This is a genomic window from Cupriavidus sp. 2TAF22, from assembly GCF_052115045.1.
In the GTDB taxonomy this organism is placed as follows: Bacteria; Pseudomonadota; Gammaproteobacteria; order Burkholderiales; family Burkholderiaceae; genus Cupriavidus.
The window spans coordinates 25092-49305 of the sequence record NZ_JBFRFX010000047.1 but is presented as its reverse complement, the minus strand read 5'-3'; the positions used below and the strand labels follow the sequence as shown (position 1 = coordinate 49305).

The 24214-nt window shown below is 68.8% G+C and carries 21 protein-coding genes; 7 read left to right on the top strand and 14 right to left on the bottom strand.

Features of this window, described 5'->3' with window-relative positions; genetic code table 11:
- Positions 1-200: 200 nt before the first annotated feature.
- Together AB4Z48_RS34630 and AB4Z48_RS34625 are read right to left on the bottom strand one after the other, a co-directional pair.
- On the bottom strand, positions 201-1202 hold the full coding sequence (locus AB4Z48_RS34630) for a Bug family tripartite tricarboxylate transporter substrate binding protein (protein ID WP_441622454.1): 1002 nt from the start codon (positions 1200-1202) through the stop codon (positions 201-203).
- A 71-nt stretch (positions 1203-1273) separates the two neighbouring features.
- On the bottom strand, positions 1274-2698 hold the full coding sequence (locus tag AB4Z48_RS34625) for an amidase (RefSeq protein ID WP_441622452.1): 1425 nt from the start codon (positions 2696-2698) through the stop codon (positions 1274-1276).
- Positions 2699-2972: 274 nt separating this feature from the next.
- Here AB4Z48_RS34625 and AB4Z48_RS34620 point away from each other — a divergent pair, with 274 nt between their 5' ends.
- Complete coding sequence (locus AB4Z48_RS34620; protein ID WP_441622450.1) at positions 2973-3665, top strand: GntR family transcriptional regulator; 693 nt, start codon at positions 2973-2975, stop codon at positions 3663-3665.
- 36 nt (positions 3666-3701) lie between these two features.
- Here the strand turns inward: AB4Z48_RS34620 and AB4Z48_RS34615 are convergent, their stop codons facing one another.
- The 7 genes from AB4Z48_RS34615 to araD form a co-directional block, all read right to left on the bottom strand.
- Positions 3702-3836 (bottom strand): hypothetical protein, encoded by a 135-nt coding sequence (locus AB4Z48_RS34615; protein ID WP_441622448.1) that lies wholly within the window; start codon positions 3834-3836, stop codon positions 3702-3704.
- 238 nt (positions 3837-4074) lie between these two features.
- Positions 4075-5013, bottom strand: a complete 939-nt coding sequence (locus AB4Z48_RS34610) for a 2-hydroxyacid dehydrogenase (protein ID WP_441622446.1) — start codon at positions 5011-5013, stop codon at positions 4075-4077.
- Between the two features lie 63 nt (positions 5014-5076).
- On the bottom strand, positions 5077-6072 hold the full coding sequence (locus AB4Z48_RS34605; protein WP_441622444.1) for a Bug family tripartite tricarboxylate transporter substrate binding protein: 996 nt from the start codon (positions 6070-6072) through the stop codon (positions 5077-5079).
- 87 nt (positions 6073-6159) lie between these two features.
- The gene (locus AB4Z48_RS34600) at positions 6160-7146 is read right to left on the bottom strand and encodes a tripartite tricarboxylate transporter substrate binding protein (protein WP_441622442.1); all 987 of its coding nucleotides are present in this window, start codon (positions 7144-7146) and stop codon (positions 6160-6162) included.
- Between the two features lie 181 nt (positions 7147-7327).
- A complete protein-coding gene (locus AB4Z48_RS34595) occupies positions 7328-8335 on the bottom strand; it encodes a Bug family tripartite tricarboxylate transporter substrate binding protein (protein ID WP_441622440.1) in 1008 nt (335 codons plus the stop codon).
- A gap of 91 nt (positions 8336-8426) precedes the next feature.
- Positions 8427-9155: a ribonuclease activity regulator RraA gene (locus AB4Z48_RS34590; RefSeq protein ID WP_441622438.1), complete on the bottom strand. Its 729-nt coding sequence runs from the start codon at positions 9153-9155 to the stop codon at positions 8427-8429.
- Between the two features lie 9 nt (positions 9156-9164).
- Positions 9165-10904 (bottom strand): L-arabinonate dehydratase, encoded by a 1740-nt coding sequence (gene araD / locus AB4Z48_RS34585; RefSeq protein ID WP_441622436.1) that lies wholly within the window; start codon positions 10902-10904, stop codon positions 9165-9167.
- A gap of 270 nt (positions 10905-11174) precedes the next feature.
- Here araD and AB4Z48_RS34580 point away from each other — a divergent pair, with 270 nt between their 5' ends.
- Positions 11175-11870: a GntR family transcriptional regulator gene (locus tag AB4Z48_RS34580; RefSeq protein ID WP_441622434.1), complete on the top strand. Its 696-nt coding sequence runs from the start codon at positions 11175-11177 to the stop codon at positions 11868-11870.
- Positions 11871-12130: 260 nt separating this feature from the next.
- On the opposite strand, the gene AB4Z48_RS34575 is transcribed toward AB4Z48_RS34580, so the two are convergent.
- The gene (locus AB4Z48_RS34575; protein ID WP_441622432.1) at positions 12131-13204 is read right to left on the bottom strand and encodes an alpha/beta fold hydrolase; all 1074 of its coding nucleotides are present in this window, start codon (positions 13202-13204) and stop codon (positions 12131-12133) included.
- Between the two features lie 241 nt (positions 13205-13445).
- The gene (locus AB4Z48_RS34570; protein ID WP_441622430.1) at positions 13446-13871 is read right to left on the bottom strand and encodes a hypothetical protein; all 426 of its coding nucleotides are present in this window, start codon (positions 13869-13871) and stop codon (positions 13446-13448) included.
- A 689-nt stretch (positions 13872-14560) separates the two neighbouring features.
- Here AB4Z48_RS34570 and AB4Z48_RS34565 point away from each other — a divergent pair.
- The 4 genes from AB4Z48_RS34565 to AB4Z48_RS34550 are packed head-to-tail and all read left to right on the top strand — an operon-like array spanning position 14561 to position 19444.
- On the top strand, positions 14561-15778 hold the full coding sequence (locus tag AB4Z48_RS34565) for a CaiB/BaiF CoA transferase family protein (protein WP_441622428.1): 1218 nt from the start codon (positions 14561-14563) through the stop codon (positions 15776-15778).
- A gap of 27 nt (positions 15779-15805) precedes the next feature.
- Positions 15806-17611 carry an acyclic terpene utilization AtuA family protein gene (locus AB4Z48_RS34560; protein ID WP_441622426.1) on the top strand — a complete coding sequence of 602 codons (1806 nt, stop codon included), beginning with the start codon at positions 15806-15808 and terminating at the stop codon, positions 17609-17611.
- Positions 17608-18408 carry a GntR family transcriptional regulator gene (locus tag AB4Z48_RS34555; protein WP_441622424.1) on the top strand — a complete coding sequence of 267 codons (801 nt, stop codon included), beginning with the start codon at positions 17608-17610 and terminating at the stop codon, positions 18406-18408. The genes AB4Z48_RS34560 and AB4Z48_RS34555 overlap by 4 nt, the downstream gene beginning before the upstream one ends.
- A 55-nt stretch (positions 18409-18463) precedes the next feature.
- On the top strand, positions 18464-19444 hold the full coding sequence (locus AB4Z48_RS34550; RefSeq protein ID WP_441622422.1) for a Bug family tripartite tricarboxylate transporter substrate binding protein: 981 nt from the start codon (positions 18464-18466) through the stop codon (positions 19442-19444).
- Between the two features lie 40 nt (positions 19445-19484).
- Here the strand turns inward: AB4Z48_RS34550 and AB4Z48_RS34545 are convergent, their stop codons facing one another.
- Both AB4Z48_RS34545 and AB4Z48_RS34540 read right to left on the bottom strand, forming a co-directional pair.
- A complete protein-coding gene (locus AB4Z48_RS34545; RefSeq protein WP_441622420.1) occupies positions 19485-19946 on the bottom strand; it encodes a GNAT family N-acetyltransferase in 462 nt (153 codons plus the stop codon).
- A gap of 92 nt (positions 19947-20038) precedes the next feature.
- Positions 20039-22012: a diguanylate cyclase domain-containing protein gene (locus tag AB4Z48_RS34540; protein WP_441622418.1), complete on the bottom strand. Its 1974-nt coding sequence runs from the start codon at positions 22010-22012 to the stop codon at positions 20039-20041.
- Positions 22013-22300: 288 nt separating this feature from the next.
- Between AB4Z48_RS34540 and AB4Z48_RS34535 the strand changes: the two genes are divergently transcribed.
- Positions 22301-22759, top strand: coding sequence for a CopD family protein (locus AB4Z48_RS34535; protein WP_441622416.1), 459 nt, complete (start codon positions 22301-22303; stop codon positions 22757-22759).
- A gap of 105 nt (positions 22760-22864) precedes the next feature.
- On the opposite strand, the gene AB4Z48_RS34530 is transcribed toward AB4Z48_RS34535, so the two are convergent.
- Positions 22865-24025, bottom strand: a complete 1161-nt coding sequence (locus AB4Z48_RS34530; RefSeq protein ID WP_441622414.1) for a diguanylate cyclase — start codon at positions 24023-24025, stop codon at positions 22865-22867.
- Positions 24026-24214 lie beyond the last annotated feature (189 nt).

The following is a 24214-nucleotide window of genomic DNA, read 5'->3' as shown; positions in this document are numbered from 1 at the left end:
GCGTATGAGCGCGGCGGCGCGGCGGTGTGGCTTCGCGCCGACGCCCCGGCGTGCGCGCCGGCCGCGCCGGCCGCGCCGGCCGCAATACGCGCAGCCCATCGCATCCTGCGCGGCGATCTCCCGCCGGTCCAGGTCGCGCTCGCGCACATCCAGCACGTGATCTGGAGCCTGCGCGGAAACAGCGCAGGCTCAGGCCGCGCTCAGTCCTCGGCCACGAACCCCGTGGCTTCCACGATGGGCTTCCACGCGGCGCGCTCGATCTGGATGCGGTGGCGCGCTTCCTGCCCGGACTTGGGCGCCACTTCCAGCCCCAGCGCTTCGAGCTTGGCGGCGGTGGCGGCATTGCCCGAGGCGGCGATGAACATCTTCTCCACCCTGGCCACCACGTCCGGCTGCGTGCCGGCCGGCAGGAAGGCGCCGTACCAGCTGGTGGCGTACTCGTACTGGCTGAAGCCCTGCTCCTTCATGGTGGGCACTTCCGGCAGCGCCTTGGCGCGGCGCGTGCCGCTCACGCCCAGGAACTGCAGCTTGCCGCCCTTGTACAGCGGCATCATGCTGGCCACCGCATCCCAGCCGATCGACACATTGCCGCTGATCACGTCCACCAGCATCGGCGACGCGCCGCGGTAAGCCGCCGGCGTGATGGCAATCCCGGTGGCCTTGCCCAGCGCCACGGTGCCGAGGTGGCCGGCGCTGCCGATGGTGGCCAGGCCAAGGCTGGCGCCGCCCGGGTTGCGGCGCGCCCATTCCACGTACTCCTTCATGTTCTTGTACGGCTGCTGCGCGCCGGCCGCCACCACGGTGGGCACGTCGGTCAGCACGGCGGCGGGGACGAGGTCCTTGTCGGCGTCGTAGCCGAGCTTCTTGTACGTGAGCGGGAAGATGGTGAACAGCGGCGACGGACCGATGAACACCGTCTTGCCGTCGGGCTTGGCGCGCTTGACGTAATCCAGCGCCAGCCGCGCGGAGGCGCCGGGACGGTTCTCCACGATCACGGTGCCGTGCCCGTCCTGGCGCAATTGCTCGGCATAGAGCCGGGCCAGGCTGTCGGCCGCGCCGCCGGGCGCATAGCCGACGATGATGCGCATCGGCTCGCCCGAATCCGCCGCGGACGCCGGGCGGGGCAGGGCCAGCACGGCAACGGCGCAGGCCGACAGCGCCAGGGTGTGGAGCACGAGTTTGCGGCGGGAGGCTTGGATCATGGCGCGGGCGGGTTGTGTCATTCGGGAGGGGGGAAGGGTACGGCTGGCGCCGGCGGCGGGCCGGCGCGCGGTCATGCCTGCGGCCACTGGCCGAGCAGGCCGTGCGCGGATTCGAACAGCGCGGCGGCGCGCAACAGCCCGGCATCGCCGCGGAACTGCCCGACCAGCTGGAAGCCGATCGGCAGGCCGTCGCTGCCAAAGCCGCAGTGCAGGCTGATGGCGGGGTGGCCGGTCATGTTGAACGGCATGGTCCACGGGAACCAGTGCGCGCGCACGTTCTCATAGGCCTGGCCGTCGATGTCGATGGTGCCGAACAGGTCCTGCCCGATGGGCAGCGCGGTGCGCGTGAGCGTGGGCATGGCGAGGAAATCGCCGCGCGCCAGCAGGGCCTGCACGCGCTGGAACAGCTGCGAGCGGTCGAACATGGCCTGCTGGTACTCCACGCCGCTGACCTGCGCGGCCGATGCCACTTGCCTGAGGAAGGTGGCGCTGAGCTGCTCGCCGTGCTCGGCGGCGATGGCGGCGAAGCGCGCGCGCCAGACCGTATGGTTGATGGCCCGCCAGATCGGTTCCACGTCGAAGCCTTCGCCGGAGAACGCCTCCAGTTCCGCGCCCAGGCCGGCCAGCTTCGCCAGGCTGGCCTCGAACGCGCGCGCCACTTCGGCCGCTACCGGCCGTCCCGGCGGCGCCAGGCAGTAGAGGATGCGCTTGCCGCGCAGGTCGCCCTGCGCCTGCGCCGCGCCCGCGTAGTCGGGCTTGGGCACGCCGATGGACCACGGATCGCAGGCATGCTCGCCGGCCATGGCCTGCATCATCAGGCCGGTGTCGGCCACCGTGCGCGTGGTCGGGGTGACATAGGTCTGGTTGCCAAACAGGTCCTGGGCCTGGCTGTGCGGAATCACGCCGTTGCTCTGCTTGATGCCGACCACGCCGTTGCACGCCGCGGGAATGCGCGTGGAGCCGCCGCCGTCGGTGGCCACCGCCAGCGGGGCGATGCCGCTGGCCACCGCCACCGCCGCGCCGCCGCTGGAGCCGCCGCTGGTGCGCGCGGCGCTCCAGGCGTTGCGGGTGCGGCCGAACAGCGGCGAGTCGGTCAGGCATTTCGAGCCGAACTCGGGCGTGGTGGTCTTGCCGATCAGGATGGCGCCTTGCTCGCGCAGGCGCGCCACCGCGACGGCGTCGGTGTCGGGGATGTTGTCGCGGTAGGGCGCCACGCCGAAGGTGGTGCGCACGCCTCGCGTGTTGACCAGGTCCTTGGCCGTGAAGGGGATGCCGTGCAGCAGGCCCAGCGGCTTGCCGGCCATGACCGCCTGCTCGGCCGCGCGGGCCGCGTCCATGGCCTGGTCGGCGCACAGCGTGATAAAGCAGTTCAGTTCGGGCTGCAGGCGCGCCGCCCGTTCCAGCACCGCTTGCACGAGTTCTACCGGGGAGATCTCCTTGCGCGCGATGCGGCCTTGGAGTTCGGTGGCGGACAAGAAGCAAAGCGCATCGCTCATCGGCGGGCGTCTCCAGATAATGTCTCGGAGCGGATCGAAGGCACCGCCATGGCGCGGCCGCGGTGTGACGGTCGCGCCATTAATCGCGGCATCAATCGGGCGTCAATCGGGCGTCAATCGGGCGTCAATCGGGCGTCAATCGGGCGTCAATCGCGCCATTGGTTTTTGGATCCAGAATCCATTCTTTGCAGCTATAGTAGACGTGTGTCATGCGCTTGTAAACCGCGCCGACAAACTCCGGAGTTTCACTGCGCCGCGGCGCTCAGAGAGGCAAATGGCAGAAACGTTCGAATGGCAGGGGCGCACGCGCCTGGTGGAAGAGGTGGCACAGGTGCTGCGCCAGCGGATCTACCGGGGCGTCTATCCGCCCGGCAAGGCGCTGCGCCAGGTGGAGATTTCCGAAGACCTCAAGATCAGCCGCACGCCGCTGCGCGAGGCCCTGCGCATGCTGGAGCGCGAAGGCCTGGTCAGCGCCGAGACCGCGCGCGGCGTCACCGTGGTCAGCGCGGACTTCCGGCAGCTGATGGATGCCTACGCCTTGCGGGAGGTCATCGACGGCCTGGCCGCGCGGCTGGCGGCCGCCCGCGCGGGCAAGCTGGCCGGCGCGCCCTTGCGCGCCATCATCGGCACGCAGCGGGGCAGCCTCGCGCCATGGCAGCCCGAGGTCTATACGGCTGCCAACGTGGAGTTCCACACCGCGATCATCGGCCTGGCATCGAACGAGTACCTGGCGCGGCAGGTGCCCATCGTGCATATGACATCGCAGGTGTTCGCGCCCAGGATCGTGTTCGCGCAGGACCGCGCGCTGGCCGCCATCGGGGAACACGAGCAGATCGTGGCCGCCATCGAGAGCGCGGACGGCGACCAGGCGGAGTATCTGGCCAGGCTGCACATCCGTAACTCGATGGCGCGGCTCAAGGTGCTGGCACGGTCCGCCACGGACGAAAGCGCGGCGACGGGGTCCTGACGGCTGCGTTGCCGGGCCCCTGGCGGGAGAGAGCGCTCAGGGCTGCTGGCCTTCCAGCGTCGGCGGGGTATCCTGGCGCAAGGCCGGGTGATGACGGCTGACGCTTCTCGCCCCGATCAGCACTGCCAGCAGGAACGCCAGGATATATGCAGCAAAGGTGATTGCTTCCATGGTTGACCCTCTCCACTCGCCGTTGTTCTGTTTCTTCTGGTGAGCGACAAGTATGCGTAGGGGCGCACATGCCTGGATACCACTCGGCAGTGGGGGATACGGGTCAGATCGTGCGATTTTCTGACCCGTTCGGGGGAAAAATGCGGCTAAAACCGTAAATCTTCGTGTCGGCGGTGTGAGCCGGCAGGGGCGGCGCTCCGCAAGGACCGGCCGCCGCCCCGAGGCCGGCAACCCGGCTTCAGATTGCGCTCTGCTGCACGGCGCCGGTGGCGAAGAAGCGCTGCAGGTTCTCGAACACCAGGTTGGCCATGGCAATGCGGGTTTCATTCGTGCCGCTCGCGATATGCGGCAGCAGCACGACGTTGTCCAGCGCGAACAGCGCCTGGGGGACCTGCGGCTCGTTCTCGAACACGTCCAGCCCCGCCCCGGCGATGCGCTTGTTCACCAGCGCATCCACCAGCGCCGCTTCGTCGACCACGGTGCCGCGCGCGATATTGATCAGGAAGCCCTGCGGGCCGAGCGCCTCGAGCACGCTGGCCGACACCAGGTGGCGGGTTTCCGGGCCACCGGCGGTGGCGATGACGAGGAAGTCCGCCCACTCGGCCAGCGCCGCCAGCGACGGCTCGTGGCGATAAGGCACGTCGCCCGCCGGGCGGCGGCTGTGGTAGCTCACCTCCATGTCGAAGCCCAGCCCGCGCCGCGCGATCACGCGGCCGATGCGCCCCATGCCGATGATGCCCATGCGCTTGCCGCTCACGCGGGTGGTCAGCGGGAACTGGGCCTTGGGCCATTCGCCGCGCCGCACGAAGCGGTCTGCCGCGCTGAAGCCGCGCGCCACGTCCATCAGCAGGCCGAAGGCGGTGTCGGCCACGCAGTCGTTGAGCACGTCCGGCGTATAGCCGACGGCGATGCCGCGCTTGCGGGCAGCGTCCAGGTCGATCTTGTCGAGCCCCACGCCAAAGCTGGAGATGACCTTGAGCGCCGGCATGGCGGCCATCATGGCGTCGTCGGCGCCGATCGCCGCGCGCGTGGTCATGGCGGTGAACTCGCCGCCGCGGGCGGCCAGGAATGCCGCGGGATCGGTCTCGGCCCAGAACGGGTGGACGTCGTAGTGCTCGGCCAGGCTGGCTTCGAGCGCGGCCGGCAGGCGGCCGTGCTGGAGGAGGCGTTGTTTCATGAAGAGAGATCCCTTGTCGTTGATCGGGTTTGATGGGTTGGCGCCACCGTGGTGTCGATATGTTCAGTCTGCGCTGAGCTTGTTGTCCAGGATGATCCTGGCGTAGCGCTTGCGGTCGGTGGCGATCAGCTCGGCGAACTGCGCCGGCGTGCTGCCCACGGGGATGGCGCCCTGGGCGATCAGTTGCTCGCGCACCGCGGGCATGGCCACCACCTGCTTCACGCCGGCGGCGATCTTGTCGACGACCTCGGCGGGCGTGCCGGCCGGTGCCAGCAGCCCGACCCAAGATCCCGATTCGGCCCCGCTGATGCCGGTCTCGGCCAGCGTGGGCACGTCCGGCATGGCGGGCGAGCGCACCTTGCTGGTCACCGCCAGCGCACGCAGCTTGCCAGATTTCACATGGCCGGCGGTCTCCAGGATGGAGGCGAACAGCATGTCGACATTGCCCGCCATCAGGTCGCTCATGGCCGCGCCGCCGCCCTTGTAAGGCACGTGCAGCATATCAGTGCCGGTGGCGATCTTGAAGATCTCGGCCGACAAATGCGGCGAGCCGCCGCTGCCCGAGCTGGCGTAGGTGAGCTTGCCGGGCTGCGCCTTGGCCAGTGCCACCAGTTCCTTGGGCGTCTTGGCGGGCAGCTTGGGCGTGACCACGATGGCAAACGGCAGCTCGGCCATCAGGCTGACCGGCACCAGCGCGCCGGGATCGTAGCTCAGTTTCTTGTAGAGCGTGGGGTTGATCGACTGCGTGCCGACATTGCCGGCCACCAGCGTGTAGCCATCCGGCCTGGCCCGCGACACCAGCTCCAGCCCGACGTTGCCGGCCGCGCCGGGGCGGTTGTCCACCAGCACCGGCTGGCCCCACAGTTGCGACAGCCGCAGCGCCACCAGGCGCGTGCCCACGTCGGTGCCGCCACCCGGGGCGAAGGGCAGGATGATGGTGACGGGCTTGGTCGGCCAGGCAGCGCCAGGCTGGGCCTGCGCGGCGGGCACGCAGGCGCTCGCGGCCAGGGCGATCAGCAGCGCGCGGCGGCGCAGCGAGGGGGGTGTGAAGGGGCGCATCTTGTCTCTCCGTCTATGCTTGCTGACAACCGGTCTGACAACCGGTCTGACAACCAGTCGCTGGTTGCGTGAAGGCCGGGCTGGTCCTTACTCGGGCTGGATGCCGGCATCCTTGGCCACCTTGGCCCACTTGCCCATTTCCACCTGCACGAAGCTGCCGAACTGCGCGGGCGTGCCGCCGGCCGGCTCGATGCCTGCGTGCTGCAGGCGCTCGCGCAGGTCGGGCGCGGCCAGGGCCTTGTTGATCTCGGCGTTGAGCTTGTCGATCACCGCCTTTGGCGTGCCGGCCGGGGCGAGCACGCCGCCCCAGGTGCTGGTCTCGTAGCCGGGCAGGCCGGCTTCGGCCATGGTCGGCACCTGCGGCGCGATCGACGAGCGCCTGGCGGTGGTCACCGCGAGCGGGCGCACCTTGCCGGCCTTCACCTGCGGGCCGATCGCGGCCACGGTATCGAACATCAGCGACACGCGCCCGCTGGTCAGGTCCGGATGCGCCAGCGTGCTGCCCTTGTAGGGGATGTGGATCATGTCGATGCCAGCCATGCTCTTGAACAGCTCGCCGGAGAAATGCGGCGCGCCGCCCGAGCCGCTCGACGCGAACGACAGCTTGCCCGGATTGGCCTTGCCATAGGCGATCAGTTCCCTGACCGTCTTCGGCGGCAGCGAGGGCGACACCACCAGCATCAGCGGCACCACGTGGGTCAGCGCCACCGGCTCGAAGCTCTTGAGCGTGTCGAACGGCAGCTTCTTCACCATGCTGGGATTGATGGCGTGGCTGCTGGCCACCAGCGCCAGCATGTAGCCATCGGGCGGGGCCTTGGCGACGAGGTCGGTGCCGATGATGCCGGTGGCGCCGGGCCGGTTGTCCACCACCACCGGCTGACCCCAGTCCTCGGTCATCTTCTGGCCCACCAGGCGCGCCACCAGGTCGATGGCGCCGCCGGGCGAGGCGGGCACGACGATGGTGATGGACTTGGTCGGGAAACTGGTCTCGGCGGCGTGCGCGGCGGCCGTCAGCGCCACTGCCGCGACGGCGCCCGCAAGTGTGCGGAGGATGGGGTGGGGGTGATGCTGCATAGTGTCTCCTGCCGTGTTTTTGTGGCTTGTATGGTGGTGTTGCGGTGACTGCGTTGTTTCCTTTGCGGTGGACAGAGGGCTTGGGCTCGTGCAAGCCCAAGCCCAAGCCCTCTCCCCGGCCCCCCTCCCAGGCGCGGGAGCGGGAAGCAAGCCAGCGGTGCCGCTGCGCCGTGCCGCCGTATCAGTCCGCCGTCGCGCCCGATTTCTTCACCAGCTCGGCCCAGCGCGGGATTTCCTTGCTCATGAACGTGGCCAGCTCGGCCGGGCTGCTGCCCACCACTTCCATGCCGAGCTGCTGCGTCATCCGTTGCTGCACGGCCGGCTGCTTCAGGGCACGCACGACTTCGGCATTCAGCCGCTGCACGATGTCCTTGGGGGTGCCGTGCGGAGCGTAGAGCGCCTGCCATGACACCATCTCGAAGCCAGGCACGCCGGCTTCGGCCATGGTCGGCACACCGGGCGCCAGCGCCGAGCGCTTCGGCGAAGTCACGGCCAGTGCGCGCAGGCGGCCGGCCTTGATCATGGCGTCGCCCGCGGTGAGCTGGTCGAACAGGAAGGGCACCAGGCCCGAGGCCACGTCCTGGATCGCCTGCGGGCTGCCCTTGTACGGCACATGGGTCATCGGCACCTTGATCAGCTCGGAGAACAGTTCCCCGGCCAGGTGCGTGGAGGTGCCCGCGCCGGACGAGGCAAAGCTGAGCTTGCCGGGTTGCTTCCTGGCGTAGGCGATCAGCTCCTGCACGTTCTTCACCGGCAGCTTGGCGTCGACCATCAGTACGTTGGGTACGTAGGCGATCAGGCTGATTGGCTCGAAATCCTTGACCGGATCGTAGGAGAGGTTCTTGTAGAGGCTGGGGTTGATGGCGTGCGTGCTGATGGTGCCGCCGAACAGCGTGTAGCCGTCGGGCTTGGCGCGCGCCACATAGCCCGCACCCACCGCGCCGGCCGCGCCGGGGCGGTTTTCCACCACCACCGGCTGGCCCAGCGCCTTGGAGATTTCCTGGCCGATGGTGCGCGCGACGATATCGGTCGAGCCGCCCGCGGCGAACGGCACGACCCAGGTGATCGGGCGCGAGGGCCATTTGTCCTGCGCTTGCGCGGCGCCGCCGAATGCGCCGAGCGTGCCCAGGGTGGCCAGCGCGCAGGCGGCGCCGGCGCGGCGCAATGCGCTTCGCTTGCTGTGATTCATCGTGTCTCCGTCGTTGGCCGCCTTGCCCCGGCGTGTGCGGGGCGGCGGTCTCTTGCGTTTGTCCGCGCTTGTGTGCGCGGCCGTGGAAGTCCTAGCGGCCGTTCGCCTCGCGCCAGGCGGCGAAGTCCAGCCGGCTTTGCTCCTGCGTCGGCGGATAGAGGCCGATGATGGAGCGGCCCTTGTCGACTTCCTCGGTGACGAAGTCTTCGAACGCGGTCATCTCCACGGCCTCGGCCGCGATCTCGTCGGCCAGGTGGCGCGGGATCACGATCACGCCCTCCGCATCGCCCACCATCACGTCGCCGGGGAACACGGCCACGTCGCCGCAGCCGATCGGGCCGTTGATCTCGATGGCCTGGTGCAGCGTGAGGTTGGTCGGCGCGGACGGGCGGTGGTGGTACGCGGGCATGGCCATGCGAGCGATTTCCGGCGAGTCGCGGAAGCCGCCGTCGGTCACCACGCCGGCCGCGCCGCGCCGCATCAGGCGCGTGATCAGGATCGAGCCGGCCGAGGCCGCACGCGCGTCCTTGCGGCTGTCGATCACCAGCACGGCGTCCGGCGGGCATTGCTCGACGGCCTGGCGCTGCGGATGGGCCGGATCCTGGAACACCGTGATCTGGTTGAGGTCTTCGCGCGCCGGGATGTAGCGCAGCGTGAAGGCCTCGCCGACCATGTTGGCGCCTTCCGGGTTGAGCGGATGCACGTCCTGGATGAACTGGTTGCGCAGGCCGCGCTTGAACAGGGCGGTGCACAGGGTCGCGGTGCTGACGGTCTTGAGCAGGTCGCGGGTTTGCTGGCTGAGCGGGTTGGCTTGGGTCATGGCGTCAGGTCAGTAGATGCTGGGCTCGCCGGTGGGCGCGCCGAAGTCGGTTTGCAGGAAGTCGAAGTCGCAGCCGTCGTTGGCCTGGCGGACATGCTTGGAGAACATCCAGCCATAGCCGCGCTCGAAACGCGGTGGCGGCGGCGTCCACTCGGCGCGGCGGCGCGCCAGTTCTTCGTCGGACACCTCCAGGTGAATGCTGCGGCGGTCGATGTCCACGGAGATCATGTCGCCGGTGCGCACCAGCGCGAACGGGCCGCCGACATACGATTCGGGCGAGACGTGCAGGATGCAGGCGCCGTAGCTGGTGCCGCTCATGCGCGCGTCGGACATGCGCAGCATGTCGCGCACGCCTTGCTTGACCAGCTTCTTGGGGATCGGCAGCATGCCCCATTCCGGCATGCCCGGGCCGCCCTGCGGGCCGGCGTTGCGCAGGATCAGGATGTGGTCGGCGGTGACGTCGAGATCGTCGCGCTCCACCGCTTCCTTCATCGACGGGTAGTCGTCGAACACCAGCGCCGGGCCGGTGTGCTTGAAGAAGCGTGGCTCGCAGGCGCTGGGCTTGATGACGCAGCCGTCCGGCGCGATATTGCCCTTGAGCACGGCCAGCGCGCCTTCCTGGTACAGCGCGTTCTCCGGCGTACGGATGACGTCGTCGTTGTAGACCTCGGCGCCGGCGATGTTCTCGCCCAGCGTGCGCCCGGTGACGGTCAGCGCGCTCAGGTCCAGCTTGTCGCTGATGCGGTTCATCAGCGCGGGCAGGCCGCCGGCGTAGAAGAAATCCTCCATCAGGTACTTGTCGCCGCTGGGCCGGATATTGGCGATCACCGGCACGCGCCGGCTGGCCGCGTCGAAGTCTTCCAGGCCGATCTCGCAACCGGCGCGGCGCGCCATGGCGATCACGTGGATGATGGCGTTGGTGGAGCAGCCCATCGCCATGGCCACCGCGATGGCGTTCTCGAACGAGGCGCGCGTCTGGATCTGCTGCGGGGTCAGGTCTTCCCACACCATGTCGACGATGCGGCGGCCGGCCTCGGAACACATGCGGATATGGTTGGCGTCGGCGGCGGGAATCGACGAGGCGCCCGGCAGCGTCATGCCGATGGTCTCGGCGATGGCGGTCATGGTGCTGGCCGTGCCCATCGTCATGCAGGTGCCGTGGCTACGGGCGATGCCGCCCTCGATGCCGATCCATTCGGTCTTGCTGATATTGCCGGCGCGGCGCTCGTCCCAGTATTTCCAGGCGTCCGAGCCGGAGCCCAGCACGTTGCCCTTGTAGTTGCCGCGCAGCATCGGGCCTGCGGGCACGTAGATGGCCGGCACGCCGGCGCTGGACGCGCCCATCAGCAGGCCCGGCGTGGTCTTGTCGCAGCCGCCCATCAGCACGGCGCCGTCGATGGGGTGGGAGCGGATCAGCTCCTCGGTCTCCATCGCCAGCATGTTGCGGTAGAGCATGGTGGTCGGCTTGACCGAGCTTTCGGACAAGGAAATGGCGGGCAGCTCGATGGGGAAGCCGCCGGCCTGCAGGATGCCGCGCTTGACGTCGTCAACGCGCTGCTTGAAGTGCGAGTGGCAGGGGTTGATGTCGGACCACGTGTTGATGATCGCGATGATCGGGCGGTCCAGCCACTCGTCGGGCGAGTAGCCCATCTGCATGATGCGGGAGCGGTGGCCGGAGGAACGCAGGTCGTCAGGAGCGAACCAGCGCGCGCTGCGCAAAGTCTCGGGCGTCTTCTTTCGTGACGTCATTGTCTCTTCCACGGATGTTGTTATGGGGCCTCCACCCGGAGTGGAGGTATGACATCTGATATCGATGGAGCCAATTAAAGCACTAATATATTAGTGTGTCAAACCAGGAAAGTTTCCACTAGAATGCGGGGCAGGGCGCCTCGCCGCCGGTGTACGTGGCCGCATGAACCATAAGTGCACCACAGTGCGCCGCGCTGCGGCCCCGCTTTTCGCCAAACCTGATATTCCGGAGACGCATACCGCCGCCGGAGAAAGATCGCCGCTACCCCGATGGAAGCCACCGCCCCGCAAATCCAGTTCCAGTTCGACCGCACGCGCCATGCCGCGCCGCAGGTGTTCGAGCACATGCGGGACCTGATCATCTCGATGACGCTGACGCCCGGCACCGTGCTGTCGCGCACCGATCTCGCCGCGCAGTACGGCATCAGCCAGACGCCGGTGCGCGACGCCCTCATGCGCCTGAGCGAAGAGGGCCTGGTCGATATCTTCCCGCAGCACGCCACCGTGGTCAGCCCCATCAGCATCGCGCTGGCCCAGCAGGCGCATTTCCTGCGCCGCTCGGTGGAGGTGGAGATCGTGCGCACGCTGGCCGAGGCGCCGGACCCGGCGCTGGTCGAGCGCCTGCGCCTGATGGTGGCGCGCCAGCAGGCGCTGCTGGCCGCCGAAGACTATGCCGAATTCTCCCAGTTCGACCAGGCTTTCCACCGCCTGATGTACGACGCCGCGCAGGTACCCGACCTGTGGCTGCTGGTGCGCCGGCAGAGCGGCCACCTGGACCGCCTGCGCCGCCTGCATCTGCCGATTCCCGGCAAGGCCAAGGCCGTGGTGGCGGACCATACCGCCATCGTCGATGCCATCGCGCGGGGCGATGCCGGCCAGGCGCAGGACTGCCTGCGCCGCCATCTCTCCGGCACGCTGGCCAATCTCGACGAGATCCGCGCGCGCTTCGAGGACTACCTGCAGTAGGTCCGCTTGCGGGCCGCTTCGCATCTCCGTACGCCCGCACCCCGCGCTTGCACGCGTGGATGGCGGCGCGCGTGGAGACGGGCGTCTATCCCTGCGTCCGCTGCCTGCTCGCATATGGCCCTGAGCGGCGCGTCTCAGGCGGGCGTGCGGAACGGCTCCGGGAGCCGCACCAGGCGGGTCTGCCGGCGGCCCAATGCACGGCGCGCCGGTCATCATCAACATTGATGAGAGCCGTGCCGGGAATCCGCGGCAGCGGGCTGCTAAGCGCTCAGGTTGCCGAAGCCCGCCGTGCGCGCCAGCACGATGGCCTGCCCGCGGTTTTCCACTTCGAGCTTGGAGAAGACGCTGGTGATGTGATTGCGCACGGTTTTCTCGCTCAGGCCCAGGCGGGCGGCGATCTGGGCGTTGTCACGGCCTTGCGCGATCAGCTCGACGATGTCGCGCTCGCGCCGCGTGAGCACCGGGAAGACGCCGTCGGCGCCGGCGTGCGTGGGGGGCAGGAAGGCATGGACTTCGTCCAGCCAGCGCAGCCACGCCGGCTCGGTCTCCAGCAGCAGGTGGTTGTCGCTCTCCAGCGGCACGAAGTGCGCGCCGGGAATCATGCTGGCGATCAGGCGGCCTTCGTCGAAGGGCACGCGCGCATCGCGCACGGCATGCAGCACCAGCGTCGGGCAGGTGACCTGCGGCAGCAGCGAGACCACATCGATGTCGTTGAAGATGCGCATGAAGCGCGCCGCGTTGGCGGGAGAGGTGGAGACGCGCTCCAGTTCGTTGAACCACCGGTGCTGCTCGGCAGTGCCGCCGGGAATGAACTGCGTGGTGAAGAACTGGCGGAAGGCCGGGTTCTCCTGGCCCCAGCCGATCTCGGCCAGGCGGTTCATCAGCTCGGCCTCTTCGCGCAGGCGCGGGTCGGGGCTGCGCTTGAGCCTGCCGCGCGCGTAGCCGCCGTGCAGGATCAGGTGGCTGACACGCTCGCTGTGCGCCACCGCGTAGGCCACGGCGATCGATGCGCCTTGCGAAATACCCAGCAGCGGAAAGCGGTCCACGCCGGTCGCGTCGACGATGGTCTCCAGGTCGCGCAGCCAGGCCTCGAAGGAGAGTTCGACATCGCGGTCCGACAGGCCGCAGCCGCGCTCGTCGTAGCGCACCAGGGTGTGCGAAAGCGACAGCTCATTGAGCAGGTGGCTCCACACCGGGCTCTCCACGTCGAACTCCAGGTGGCTCATCCAGTTTGCGGCCTTCACCAGCGGCGGGCCCTGGCCGCTGATGGCGTAAGCCAGCCGCACGCCATCCTGGCTCGTGCATAGGTGGATCTGTTGCTTGCGCGTGGGCATGGCATTCACGCGGGCATGGGTTGACGGCGCGGCCGGCCATGGCTGGGCCGTCGCGCGGGTGACGCCGCGTGCTGCATGTAGATTAGCAAAGGAACACCGCCGCGAAAGGCGCGCGGCGAGGGTCAGGTGACGGTGGCGTGCCACGCGCGCAAAAAGCGCGCGGCACGCCCGCCAGCGCGCAGGGACGGCTGGCATTTATGGCGAAGCGCGCTGGTGGCGCGCTCCGTCTTGTCGCGCGGTGCTATGCCGCGCGTTCATCGTGGCTTGCGCCGCCCCCGTGCTGCAGGGCCGAGACGCACTCGGCGCCACTCGAGTACGGATCGGCCTGGGAGCCGCGGGCGCCGTCCGTGAAGGCATCCCGCTGCCCCATGCGGCCACCGTCCGCATAGGGGTCGCGCGGTGTTGAGCGCAGGCCGTCCTGGTAGGAATCGAACTTGCGCGATATGCATGCCGACAGGCCCTGGCGACCCAGCGCGGCCAGAGGTATGGCCTCGGGGTGCCCCGTACGCGCGCCGTCGACGAAGGCGTCGCGTTGGCCGGTGTGGGCGGGCGCGGCAATGGCGGTGGGTGCGGGTACACGCGCCTCGGCGCGTGCAAGGGCCGTGCAGAGCACGGTAGATGCCAGCGCGGAAGCGGTGAGCAGGGTCTTGGAAAAAATCTGGTGCATCTCGTTCTCCAACTGGGGTTGCCGCCCGGCGATGCGGGTCAGGCAGAGCCTCTGCGGGCAATCTGGTCAAAGCCGGCGCCGCACGGGATGCCCTTGCCGTGCGGTGGCTACCAGCGCCAGCCTGACCAGCCGCCATCCCATCCCTGGCGGGGCTTGCAGCGCTTAGCTGAATGCCTTGTGGTTCTTGATGCCTTGATGTCTCGAGTCCTGGTGTCCGCGGCCTGCCCGGCGGTGCGGTGGCCTTGATGGCGAGGACGTATTGTCGGGCGCCGCCCGCGCCGCAGCCATGAGGCCAGTGTCCCGGTTGGCGGGCATCGGCCGTCCCGGGGCCGGGACATCAGTCCCGCCGCGGGGCGGGAGTCGTCCGCGGCCAGCCTGGAATGTCTCGGATATGCCATGAAACCTTCAACTTGCTGAAACATTAGGCAGTCCGAGCGCTTTGGCGGCGGCAAGCGGGTTTGCAGGTTCCGGAGGTGCTGTTATCCACAGTAATTGTGGATAACGCGGCCCAAAAAAATGGGCTGGAGGCACAGGCCAGGCAGGCTTGTCAAGGTATCGCGCCCGCGCCCGCGACGATGTCCGCCGCTGCCGGCGCGCGCCGGTGAGGGTGCATTCTTGCCCTTGTGTCGCGGCTGCGTATTGCCCTATAGTTCTATTTATAGAACTAAACAAATATACGGAGCGAGACAATGGAGATGACGGCTGGCGCGCTGTCCGGCGTCAAGGTGGTGGATATCACCGCCGTGTTCATGGGCCCTTCGGCCACCCAGATGCTGGGCGACCTGGGCGCCGACGTGATCAAGGTGGAGTCCCCGGAAGGCGATGTCACGCGCGGCATCGGTCCCTGCGGCGACGAGAAGATGGGACCGCTCTACCTGGGCCTGAACCGCAACAAGCGCAGCGTGGTGCTGGACCTCAAGCGCGCCGAGGGACGCGAGGCCTTGCTGCGCCTGGTCAAGGATGCCGACGTGCTGGCCTACAACGTCAGGCCGCAGGCCATGCAGCGGCTGGGGCTGGACTACGAGACGCTGGCCGCGCTGAACCCGCGTCTGGTCTATGTCGGCATGTTCGGCTTCTCGCAGCGCGGGCGCTACGCGCCGCAGGCCGCCTTCGACGACCTGATCCAGGCAGCCAGCGGGCTGCCGCAGGCCGTGGCGATGGGCAGCGGCGACATCCCGCGCTACCTGCCCATCACCATCGCCGACCGCTCGGTGGGGCTGTACGCCTTCGGCGTGATCTGCGCCGCGCTGTACGCGCAGGCGCGCACCGGCCGCGGCCAGCGCGTGGACGTGCCGATGTTCGAGACCATGGTGCCCTATGTACTGGGCGACCACCTCTACGGCGAGACCTTCGTGCCGGCGCGCGGCGGCTTCGGCTACCCGCGCCTGCTCTCGCCGGAGCGCCGGCCGTACAAGACGCGCGACGGCCACGTCTGCTGCCTGATCTATCACGACCATCACTGGCGCACCTTCCTCAAGGCCATCGGGCGCGCGGACCTGTTCGACACCGATCCGCGCTTTGCCAGCATCACCACGCGCACCGCCCATATCACCGAGCTGTACGCCATGGTCAGCGACGAGATGGCCAGGCGCACCACCGAGGAATGGCGCGTGCTGCTCAGGGAAGCCGATATCCCGGTCTTTCCCATGCATACCTTCGAGACGTTGCTCGACGATCCGCACCTCGGCGATATCGGCTTCTTCCGCGAGACCGAGCATCCCGGCGTCGGCCGCATCCGCGAGATGGCGGTGCCGAGCGAATGGTCTGGCACGCCGCCCACCAGCCGGCGCCATGCACCCGCGCTGGGCGAGCACAGCCGCGAAGTGCTGCGCGAGGCGGGCTACCACGACACCGACATCGATCGCATGATGGCAGCCGGCAGCACGGGCGAGCCCGCGAAGGCTTGAGCGAGCATAAAAAGGAGACAGGCAAAGATGAATGCAAAGACCACGGCTGAGCAAGCCGCCCGCACCGTTCGCATTGGCGGCGCTTCCGGCTTCTGGGGCGACAGCAGCGTGGGCGCCCCGCAACTGGTGCGCCACGGCGATATCGACTACCTGGTGTTCGACTACCTGGCGGAGCTGACCATGTCGGTGCTGGCGGCGGCGCGCCTGCGCAAGCCGGAACTGGGCTACGCCACCGACTTCGTCGCGGTGACGATGAAAAGCCTGCTCAGGGAGATCGCCGAGCGCAAGATCCGCGTGGTCAGCAATGCCGGCGGCATCAATCCGCAAGGCTGCGCGCAGGCGCTGGCCGCCATCGCCGCGGAGCAGGGCATCGACGTGCGCATTGCCGTGGTGGAAGGCGACGATGTCATGCCGCTGCTGCCCGCGCTGCGCGAGGCCGGCGTGACAGACATGCAAAAGGGCCTGCCGCTGCCGGACAAGCTGGTGAGCGCCAACGCCTATCTCGGCGCGCTGCCGATCCGCCAGGCGCTCGACGAGGGCGCGCAGATCGTCATCACCGGCCGCTGCGTGGACAGCGCGGTCACGCTCGGCGTGCTGATGCACGAATTCGGCTGGGGGGCCGGCGACTACGACCGGCTGGCGCAGGGCAGCCTGGCCGGGCACATCATCGAGTGCGGCTGCCAGGCCACCGGCGGGCTGCATACCGACTGGGAAAGCGTGCCGGACTGGCCCAATATCGGCCACCCGGTAGTGGCGTGCCGCGCCGACGGCAGCTTCCTGGTGGGCAAGCCGCCGGGCACCGGCGGGCTGGTCAGCACCGCCACCGTGGGCGAGCAGATCCTCTACGAAATCGGCGATCCCGCCGCCTACCTGCTGCCCGACGTGACCTGCGATTTCACCGCCGTGACACTGGCGCAGGCCGGCCCGGACCTGGTCGAGGTCAACGGCGCGCGCGGCCGCGCGCCCGGCGGCCAGTACAAGGTATCGGCAACCTATGTCGACGGCTTTCGCTGCAATGCGCAGCTCTCCATCGTCGGATTCGACGCGGTGGCCAAGGCAGAGCGCACCGCGCAGGCCATCCTCGCGCGCACGCGCACGCTGTTCGCCGGGCATGGCCTGGGCGACTACAGCCGCACGCATATCGAAGTGCTCGGCGCGGAATCGTGCTACGGCCCGCACGCGCAGACACGCCACACGCGCGAGGCCATCATGCGCCTGGCCGTGATGCATCCCGAGAAAGCCGCGCTGGAACTGTTCGCGCGCGAGATCTCCGCGGCCGGCACCAGCTGGTCGCCCGGCACCACCGGCTCGGGCGGCGGCCGGCCCAGCCCTTCGCCCTCGATCCGGCAGTACGCCTTCCTGCTCGACAAGACCCGGCTATCGCCCACCGTGCTGATCGATGGCGAGCGCAAGCCGGTGGCCATGCCAGCCGCGTCGTCCRCCGAAGGCGGGCGGCCCGCGCAGGTTGCCCTGCCCGATGCGCTGCCGCCCGGCGGTGATTTCGAGGAAGTGCCGCTGATCCGCCTGGCCTATGGCCGCAGCGGCGACAAAGGCGATATCTCCAATATCGGCCTGATGGCGCGCCGCCCGGAGTATCTGCCGTGGTTGCGCGCGGGCGCCACCACCGAGCGCGTCGCGCAATGGCTGGGGCACCTGGTGAAAGGACCGGTCACGCGCCACGACCTGCCCGGCATCCACGCCATCAACCTGGTCTGCGAAGAGGCCCTCGATGGCGGCGGCATGGCCTCGCTGCGCAACGATCCGCTCGGCAAGGGCATGGCGCAGATCCTGCTGGGCATGCCGGTGCGCGTGCCGCGAGGCTTGTTGTCGTGAACCGTGCCGCGCAAACGCCTTCAGCGCAGCTGCCCGAGGACGGCGGCGGCGTGGCACGCTATCGCCAGCTGGCCAGCGTGCTGCGCCATCGCATCGTGTCAGGCGAGTGGCCGCTGGGACATCGCCTGCCCACCGTGGAGCAGCTCGCACAGGCCTATGGCATTGCGCGCGTCACGGTGCGGCAGGCCTTCGCCGTGCTGGCGGAAGAAGGCCTGGTCAGCAGCCAGCGCGGGCGCGGCACGCACGTCACGGGCCTGCCGCCGGGCCCCAGCGCCGGCATGCGCTCGGTGATCAACGACGAGCTGGTCGGCGGCAGCGACCTCGAAATCCGCATCCTGGAAAAGCGCAAGGACGTGCGCCTGCCGGCCGGCCTGCCCACGCGCGGCACGCCGCTGGACCAGTATGTGCTGCTGCGCAAGCTGCATCTGCATGATGGCGAACCGTTCTGCCTGATCGAGTTGTACGTGGCTGCCGCGGTCTTCAACCAGTTTCCGCGCGGCGCCGAGAAGCACCGCAAGATCGCGCGCCTGCTGCGCGAGGCCGTGGGCGAGCGCCTGGGCATGATGCACCAGACCATGACGGTGGAACCGGCCGACTACGCGCTGGCCCGCGAGCTGGCCTACGGCTTTGCCGCGCCCATCGCCAAGATCGTGCGCACCACGCTCGACACCGACGGCAACGTGCTCACCGCCGGCTGCTTCTGGTATCGCGGCGACCGCTTCATCCTCGACGTGGAATTCCCGGCGCAGCTCACCGAACGCTATCCGGCGCTGGCCGTACCCGACAGCCGCAGCTGACGCGGGCGCGACCCGCAAATCCGACAGATGCCGAAAAGGCACGCAAGGAGACAAGATGAACAAGCCGTACCCTTCGCGCAGGCTTGCCGGCCTGCTGCTGCCGCTGTTCATGCTGGGCGCCGCGCCAGCGCAGGCGGCCACCGACTACCCCGCCAGGCCCGTGCGCGTGATCGTGCCGTTCCCGGCGGGCAGCGGCACCGACAGCAGCGCGCGCTACGTGGCCGAGGCCGTCACCGGCCAGACCGGCAAGACGGTGGTGGTGGACAACCGGCCCGGCGCCAACGGCTTCATCGCCGCGCAGGCCGTGGCCGGCGCGCCCGGCGACGGCTACACCATGCTGGTCACCACCAACACCACGCATGCGGCCAATGCGTCGCTGTTCAGGAAGCTGCCCTACGACCCTGTCAAGGACTTCGCGCCGGTCTCGCTGATCGCCCGCAGCGGGCTGGTCCTGGTGGTGCCGCCCGACAGCCCGGTGCATAGCGTGGCCGACCTGACGGCGCTGGCCAGGGAGAAGCCCGGCAAGCTCACCTTCGCCAGCGGCAGCTCGTCCACGCGCATCGCCAGCGAGTTGTACAAGATGATGGCCGGCGTGCAGGCGCTTCACGTGCCGTACAAGGGCGTGCCGGCGGCGCTGACCGACCTCATGGGGCATCAGGTGGATTTCATGATCTCGGACGTGTCGCCCGCCATGACGCTGATCCAGGGCGGCAAGCTGCGCGCCGTCGCGGTCACCACCGCGCAGCGGCATCCGGTGCTCAAGGACGTGCCCACCATGGCCGAGAGCGGCCTGCCCGGCTACGAGATGGTGGCCTGGTCGGCGGCATTCTTTCCCGCCGCCACGCCCAGGGCCGTGGTGGAGCGCATGAACCAGCTGGTGCGCAAGGGCCTGGCGGATCCCAGGGCGGCCGACTACTTCGGCCGCACGGGCGGCGAACCCGCGCCGTCGTCGCCGGACGAACTGGCTGCCTTCGTGCGCAGCGAAACCGCGAAATGGGCGAAGGTGATCAAGGCGGCGGGGATCGAGCCGGAGTGAGCACCGCTGCCCGGCCGGCGAGCGTCGCCTCGGCGCCGCCTCAGAACTGCTTGCGATACACCACGAAGCCCGATTTCTCCGCCACCTTGTCATAGAGCCGCATGGCCGTCTCGTTGGTCTCGTGCGTCTGCCAGTAGACCCGCTTCGCTCCCGCCGCCGCGGCGCGCTGGTAGACGGCCTCGATCAGCGCGCGGCCCACGCCGGTGCCGCGCGCGGCATCGGCGGTGAACAGGTCCTGCAGGTAGCAGCTCGGTCCGATCTGGATGGTGCTGCGGTGATACAGGAAGTGCACCAGGCCCAGCAGTTGCCCGCCGCGTTCGGCCACCAGCGCGTGCATCGGCTCGTAGGCATCGAAGAAGCGCGACCACGTCATGCGGGTGATGTCTTCCGGCAGCGCGGTCGGCCCCTTGCGGCCGTAGAAGGCGTTGTAGCCATCCCAGAGCACCTTCCAGGCCGGGTAGTCTTCCGGGCTGGCGGGGCGGATCAGGATCGGGTCGGTCACGGTGTCATCCTCATGGGTGGGGTGGTGGGCGGGCGGGTACGACAACACACACATCGGGCGGCCAGCGCCAGCCGCCGGCTCGGGCGGCCAGCTCAGGCAGCCGTGTTCGATACCGGCGGCGTGTAGCGGGCCTTGCCCGCGCGCTTGGCTTCGTACAGCGCCATGTCGGCGCGCATGAAGAGTTCGTTGGCGGTCTGGCCGTCGTCGGGGCGGTGCACGGCGATGCCGACGCTGGCCGTCGCCACGATGGTATGGCCTTCGATGAAATGCGGGCGCTGGGCGGCATGCACGATGGCCTGGGCAATGCGCTCCAGGCTCGCCGTGCTGGCGGCGTCGTCCAGCACGATGCCGAACTCGTCGCCGCCGATGCGCGCCACGCCGTCGCCCGCGCGCACGCAGGCTGACAGGCGCTCGCCGAAGGCCGCCAGCAACTGGTCGCCCACCGCGTGGCCGTAGCTGTCATTGATGGTCTTGAAGTCGTCCACGTCCACCAGCAGCAGGGCTGCGTTGAGGCCGCTGTTGCCGGCGCACGCCATGGTCTCGGCCAGGCGCCGGTCGAAGCCCTTGCGGTTGAGCAGGCGCGTCAGGTGGTCGGTCAGGGTCTGCGCTTCCAGGCTGCGGATCTTCTGGCGTTCGGTGGTCACGTTGCGGGCGAACATGTACAGGCCCTGCACGGTGTCGCGCGCGTCGTTCCACGCGGGCTGGTAGGTGACTTCCATGCACTCCGCGCCTTCCTGGCCTTCGAGGCTGAAGGTGATCGACGCCCCAAGGTAAGCCTGCGCCAGGTAGGGCTGCGATGCCAGGTACGCGGGCGTGCCCCACAGCTCCCGCACGGTCAGGCCGACGATCTGCCGCACGGGCAGGTCGAAGCGCTGCGCGTAGGCCTCGTTGACGAAGACATAGCGCTCTTGCGTGTCGATGAACGAGACAAAGTCCGGCACGTGGTTGGCGATGGCCTCGATGCGCTTCTCGCTCTCGGCGGCGCGGTCCTTGGCGGCGCTGAGCGCCGCCTCGCGCTCGGACAGCTGCTGCATCACCGTGCCGAAGGTGGTGGCCAGCTCGCCGATCTCATCGTTGCGCCCGGTGGGCAGCGCGGCCAGCGCGGCCGGATCCTTTGGCACTTCGCCCACCACGCGATGCAGCAGCTCCAGCGGCGCCAGCAGCCGGCGTATCACCAGCCACATCAGCAGCGCCGCCAGCACCAGCGAGAAGCCGGCGCTCACGATGGTCTTGTGGCGCGCCTCGATCAAGGGCGCATAGGCTTCGCTGGCCGGCAGCACGGACACGACCTCCCAGCCGTTGGCCTCGAGCAGGTAGCGCGCCACCACAGGCTGGGTGGGATGCAGGGGTTCCCAGTCGGTCTGCGGCACTTCGAGCCCGCAGCTCTCGCCCAGCGCCTTGGCCGGCGTCATGACCTTCCATGGCTCGGCATGCATGGCGTAGCGCGGGTTGCCGCCGGAGGAAACCAGGCAATAGCTGCCGGTGAGCCCGACCCGGCTATGGGCGATCTGGTCGAGGAAATTGCTTTCCGAGAAGTTCAGCGCGCCGCCCACCACGGCCAGCAGCTTGCCGTCGGGCGCGCGCAGCGGCACGGCCAGCACCACGCCGGGAGAGTCGCTCAGCCTGCCGCGCAGCAGGTCGGACATGGCAAATTCCGCACCGTGGGCGACGTCGCGGAAGTAGTCGCGGTCGGCCAGGTGGATGCGCTGCCCGTCGGGCACGGCGGTACTGAATGCCATGTCGCCGTCGGGCCAGGCGAGGAACACGGCATTGAACATCTGCGGCATGGCCACGGCGTCGGCGGCGAAGCGCTTCATGGTGGCGGGCGGCTCGCCGAGCATGGGCTGGAGCTGGTGTGCCAGGCGGCGCAGGGCCGTGGCGCGCATCTCGAACTTTTCGTCGAGCTGTTCGGCGACCAACTTGACCAGCGTCTCCTGCTGCGCCTGGCGCAGTGCCTTGAGACCCTGGAAGGCGTAGTACTGCGCAAAGAGCGCGCGCGCCAGGACGATAAGCGTCACCACGACCGCGGTCGCGATGGCCACCCGATATTTTAAAGAGTGCCGCATGGTTATCTTATTCTTCGTGTGCGGATTAGTCCTGCTGCCAGGCTTGGCTCAGCCCGGCTGCCCGTCCTCCGCCGCGGGCGACTGACCCGGTTCACAGGTTAGCAGAAGCAGGGCTACGGACCGGGCTTGCCGCAGCCTCGCGGCAGGGTATGCGTGACGCATCAGGCGCTCGCGGTGACGCGGCCGGCTCCCATGTGTGGAGTGCAGGGCTAGAATGCGGCATTCTTCCAACAGTTTTTTCTTGTCCATACATTCCTTGCGCCGCGCTTCGGCGGAGAGCCGTCATCCATGAACCTCGATCCCGTGCTACGTTTTCTGCACATTGCCGGCGCCACCCTGTGGGTGGGCGGCATGTTCTTCGCCTATGTCTGCCTGCGTCCGGCGGCGGGCAGCCTGGAGCCGCCGCAGCGGCTGCGCCTGTGGCGCGGCGTGTTCGCCCGCTTCCTGGCGTGGGTGTGGGTGGCCGTCATCGTCATTGCCTGCAGCGGCGCGGTCATGATCGCGCGGGTCGGGTTTGCCGCCGCGCCGGTCCACTGGCATCTCATGCTTGGCACGGGCCTGCTCATGATCCTGATCTTCGTCTACGTGTTCGCCGGCCCCTACGGCGCGCTGCGGCGGGCCGTGGACGCGCAGGACTGGCCATCCGCGGGCGCCGCGCTCGGGCGTATCCGGCAGGCGGTCGGGCTGAACCTCCTGCTCGGCGTGTTCACCATCGCCGTGGCGACCCTCGGCCAGATCCTGCGCTAGATCTTGCGTTAGATCCTGCATTAGATCCTGCGTTAGATCCTGCCCTGGATCTCGCGCCTGGCCCCGGGCGCGCCGGAACCGGAACGCCACGCCTGGCCTTGCGGCTCAGGCCGCCTCCATCACTGCCTCCACCCGGTTGCGGCCCGCGCTCTTGGCGCGGTAGAGCGCCAGGTCCGCGCGTCCGATGCCGGCATCGAGCCGGCTCTCGGTCTTGTCGACGCTGGCCACGCCGATGCTGATGGTGAGGTCGGCAACGCGCCTGCCGAAAAAGCGCGACGAGGTGACCCGCAGGCGTTCGGCCAGGGCCAGCGCGGCCGCCATGGTGGTGCGGGGCAGCAGCACCAGGAACTCTTCGCCGCCGAAACGGCCCGGATACGCGCCGGGCGGCAGCTCGCGCTTGAGCATGGCCGAGAAATCGCTCAGCACGCGGTCGCCTTCGGCGTGGCCCATGCTGTCGTTGATGTGCTTGAAATGGTCCAGGTCGATCAGCAGCAGCGCCATCTCGCCGCCATGTTCGGCCATGCGGGCCAGCTCTTCCTGGCCGGCATCGTAGAGCGCGCGGCGGTTGAGCAGTTGCGTAAGCGGGTCGGTCCTGGAGAGCACGTCGAGCTCCACATGCAGGCGCCGGGTGATGACCAGCATGAAGGCGACCGCCAGCGCCAGGTCCATCAACGTGTAGGCGCACAGGTAGATGGTCTGGATCACGTCGGCGGTGGCGAACAGTTTCTGCTCGGTCAGGCCCGTGAACAGGCTGGCCACGCAGCGTGCCACCATCACCACGGTCTGCACGAGCAGCAGGCAGCCAAAGAAGCGCGCGCTGAAATGGCGTCCGCCATGGCGCATCACCAGCACGCATTGCGTGCCGAAGAAGACCGACATGAGCAAGGTCACGATGGTGACGCGCGCATCATAGTCGGCGCGTCCATAGACAAACCACGCCAGCAGCAGGGTAGCCAGCACGACCACGATGGCCGCGGGCTTGCGCGCCTGCGGCCGGCCGTAGAAGGCCTGCGTGCCGAGCATCCACAGCGCCACCGCGCCGAGCAGCAGGGCGTTGCCCGCCACGATGGAGATCCAGTCCGGCGCGATATCGCGCAGCCAGAACAGGATCGGCGTGACCACCAGGACCAGCGAGCCGGCCACCCACTGGCCGATGCCCTTGATGCTCCGGGGAAAGCTGTTGTACGCGGACAGCAGCACCACGGACATCAGGGCCGACATGATCGATGCAAGGAAGACCGTCGTCTTGAGATCAAGCTGCGGCATCGCGGTGCGCACATCCCTGGCAGTGGCAAGCGGCCATGTTAACAAAGACCGGTGCCAGTTGGCATTACGTGGCAACCCTGCATGGACCCGTGCAGGCACGCTTCGCGCACCCCGGGCGCCGGCGGCATCCCGCCCGCGGATATTGGCCGATGACGGCCCGCCGATCTTATTGTTATAATTTTTATATCA

Excerpts from the sequence above, each read along its gene's own strand:
- AB4Z48_RS34630 (WP_441622454.1), bottom strand. The coding sequence starts at position 1,202 with ATGATCCAAGCCTCCCGCCGCAAACTCGTGCTCCACACCCTGGCGCTG.
- AB4Z48_RS34625 (WP_441622452.1), bottom strand. The coding sequence starts at position 2,698 with ATGAGCGATGCGCTTTGCTTCTTGTCCGCCACCGAACTCCAAGGCCGC.
- AB4Z48_RS34620 (WP_441622450.1), top strand. The coding sequence starts at position 2,973 with ATGGCAGAAACGTTCGAATGGCAGGGGCGCACGCGCCTGGTGGAAGAG.
- AB4Z48_RS34615 (WP_441622448.1), bottom strand. The coding sequence starts at position 3,836 with ATGGAAGCAATCACCTTTGCTGCATATATCCTGGCGTTCCTGCTGGCA.
- AB4Z48_RS34610 (WP_441622446.1), bottom strand. The coding sequence starts at position 5,013 with ATGAAACAACGCCTCCTCCAGCACGGCCGCCTGCCGGCCGCGCTCGAA.
- AB4Z48_RS34605 (WP_441622444.1), bottom strand. The coding sequence starts at position 6,072 with ATGCGCCCCTTCACACCCCCCTCGCTGCGCCGCCGCGCGCTGCTGATC.
- AB4Z48_RS34600 (WP_441622442.1), bottom strand. The coding sequence starts at position 7,146 with ATGCAGCATCACCCCCACCCCATCCTCCGCACACTTGCGGGCGCCGTC.
- AB4Z48_RS34595 (WP_441622440.1), bottom strand. The coding sequence starts at position 8,335 with ATGAATCACAGCAAGCGAAGCGCATTGCGCCGCGCCGGCGCCGCCTGC.
- AB4Z48_RS34590 (WP_441622438.1), bottom strand. The coding sequence starts at position 9,155 with ATGACCCAAGCCAACCCGCTCAGCCAGCAAACCCGCGACCTGCTCAAG.
- araD (WP_441622436.1), bottom strand. The coding sequence starts at position 10,904 with ATGACGTCACGAAAGAAGACGCCCGAGACTTTGCGCAGCGCGCGCTGG.
- AB4Z48_RS34580 (WP_441622434.1), top strand. The coding sequence starts at position 11,175 with ATGGAAGCCACCGCCCCGCAAATCCAGTTCCAGTTCGACCGCACGCGC.
- AB4Z48_RS34575 (WP_441622432.1), bottom strand. The coding sequence starts at position 13,204 with ATGCCCACGCGCAAGCAACAGATCCACCTATGCACGAGCCAGGATGGC.
- AB4Z48_RS34570 (WP_441622430.1), bottom strand. The coding sequence starts at position 13,871 with ATGCACCAGATTTTTTCCAAGACCCTGCTCACCGCTTCCGCGCTGGCA.
- AB4Z48_RS34565 (WP_441622428.1), top strand. The coding sequence starts at position 14,561 with ATGGAGATGACGGCTGGCGCGCTGTCCGGCGTCAAGGTGGTGGATATC.
- AB4Z48_RS34550 (WP_441622422.1), top strand. The coding sequence starts at position 18,464 with ATGAACAAGCCGTACCCTTCGCGCAGGCTTGCCGGCCTGCTGCTGCCG.
- AB4Z48_RS34540 (WP_441622418.1), bottom strand. The coding sequence starts at position 22,012 with ATGCGGCACTCTTTAAAATATCGGGTGGCCATCGCGACCGCGGTCGTG.
- AB4Z48_RS34535 (WP_441622416.1), top strand. The coding sequence starts at position 22,301 with ATGAACCTCGATCCCGTGCTACGTTTTCTGCACATTGCCGGCGCCACC.
- AB4Z48_RS34530 (WP_441622414.1), bottom strand. The coding sequence starts at position 24,025 with ATGCCGCAGCTTGATCTCAAGACGACGGTCTTCCTTGCATCGATCATG.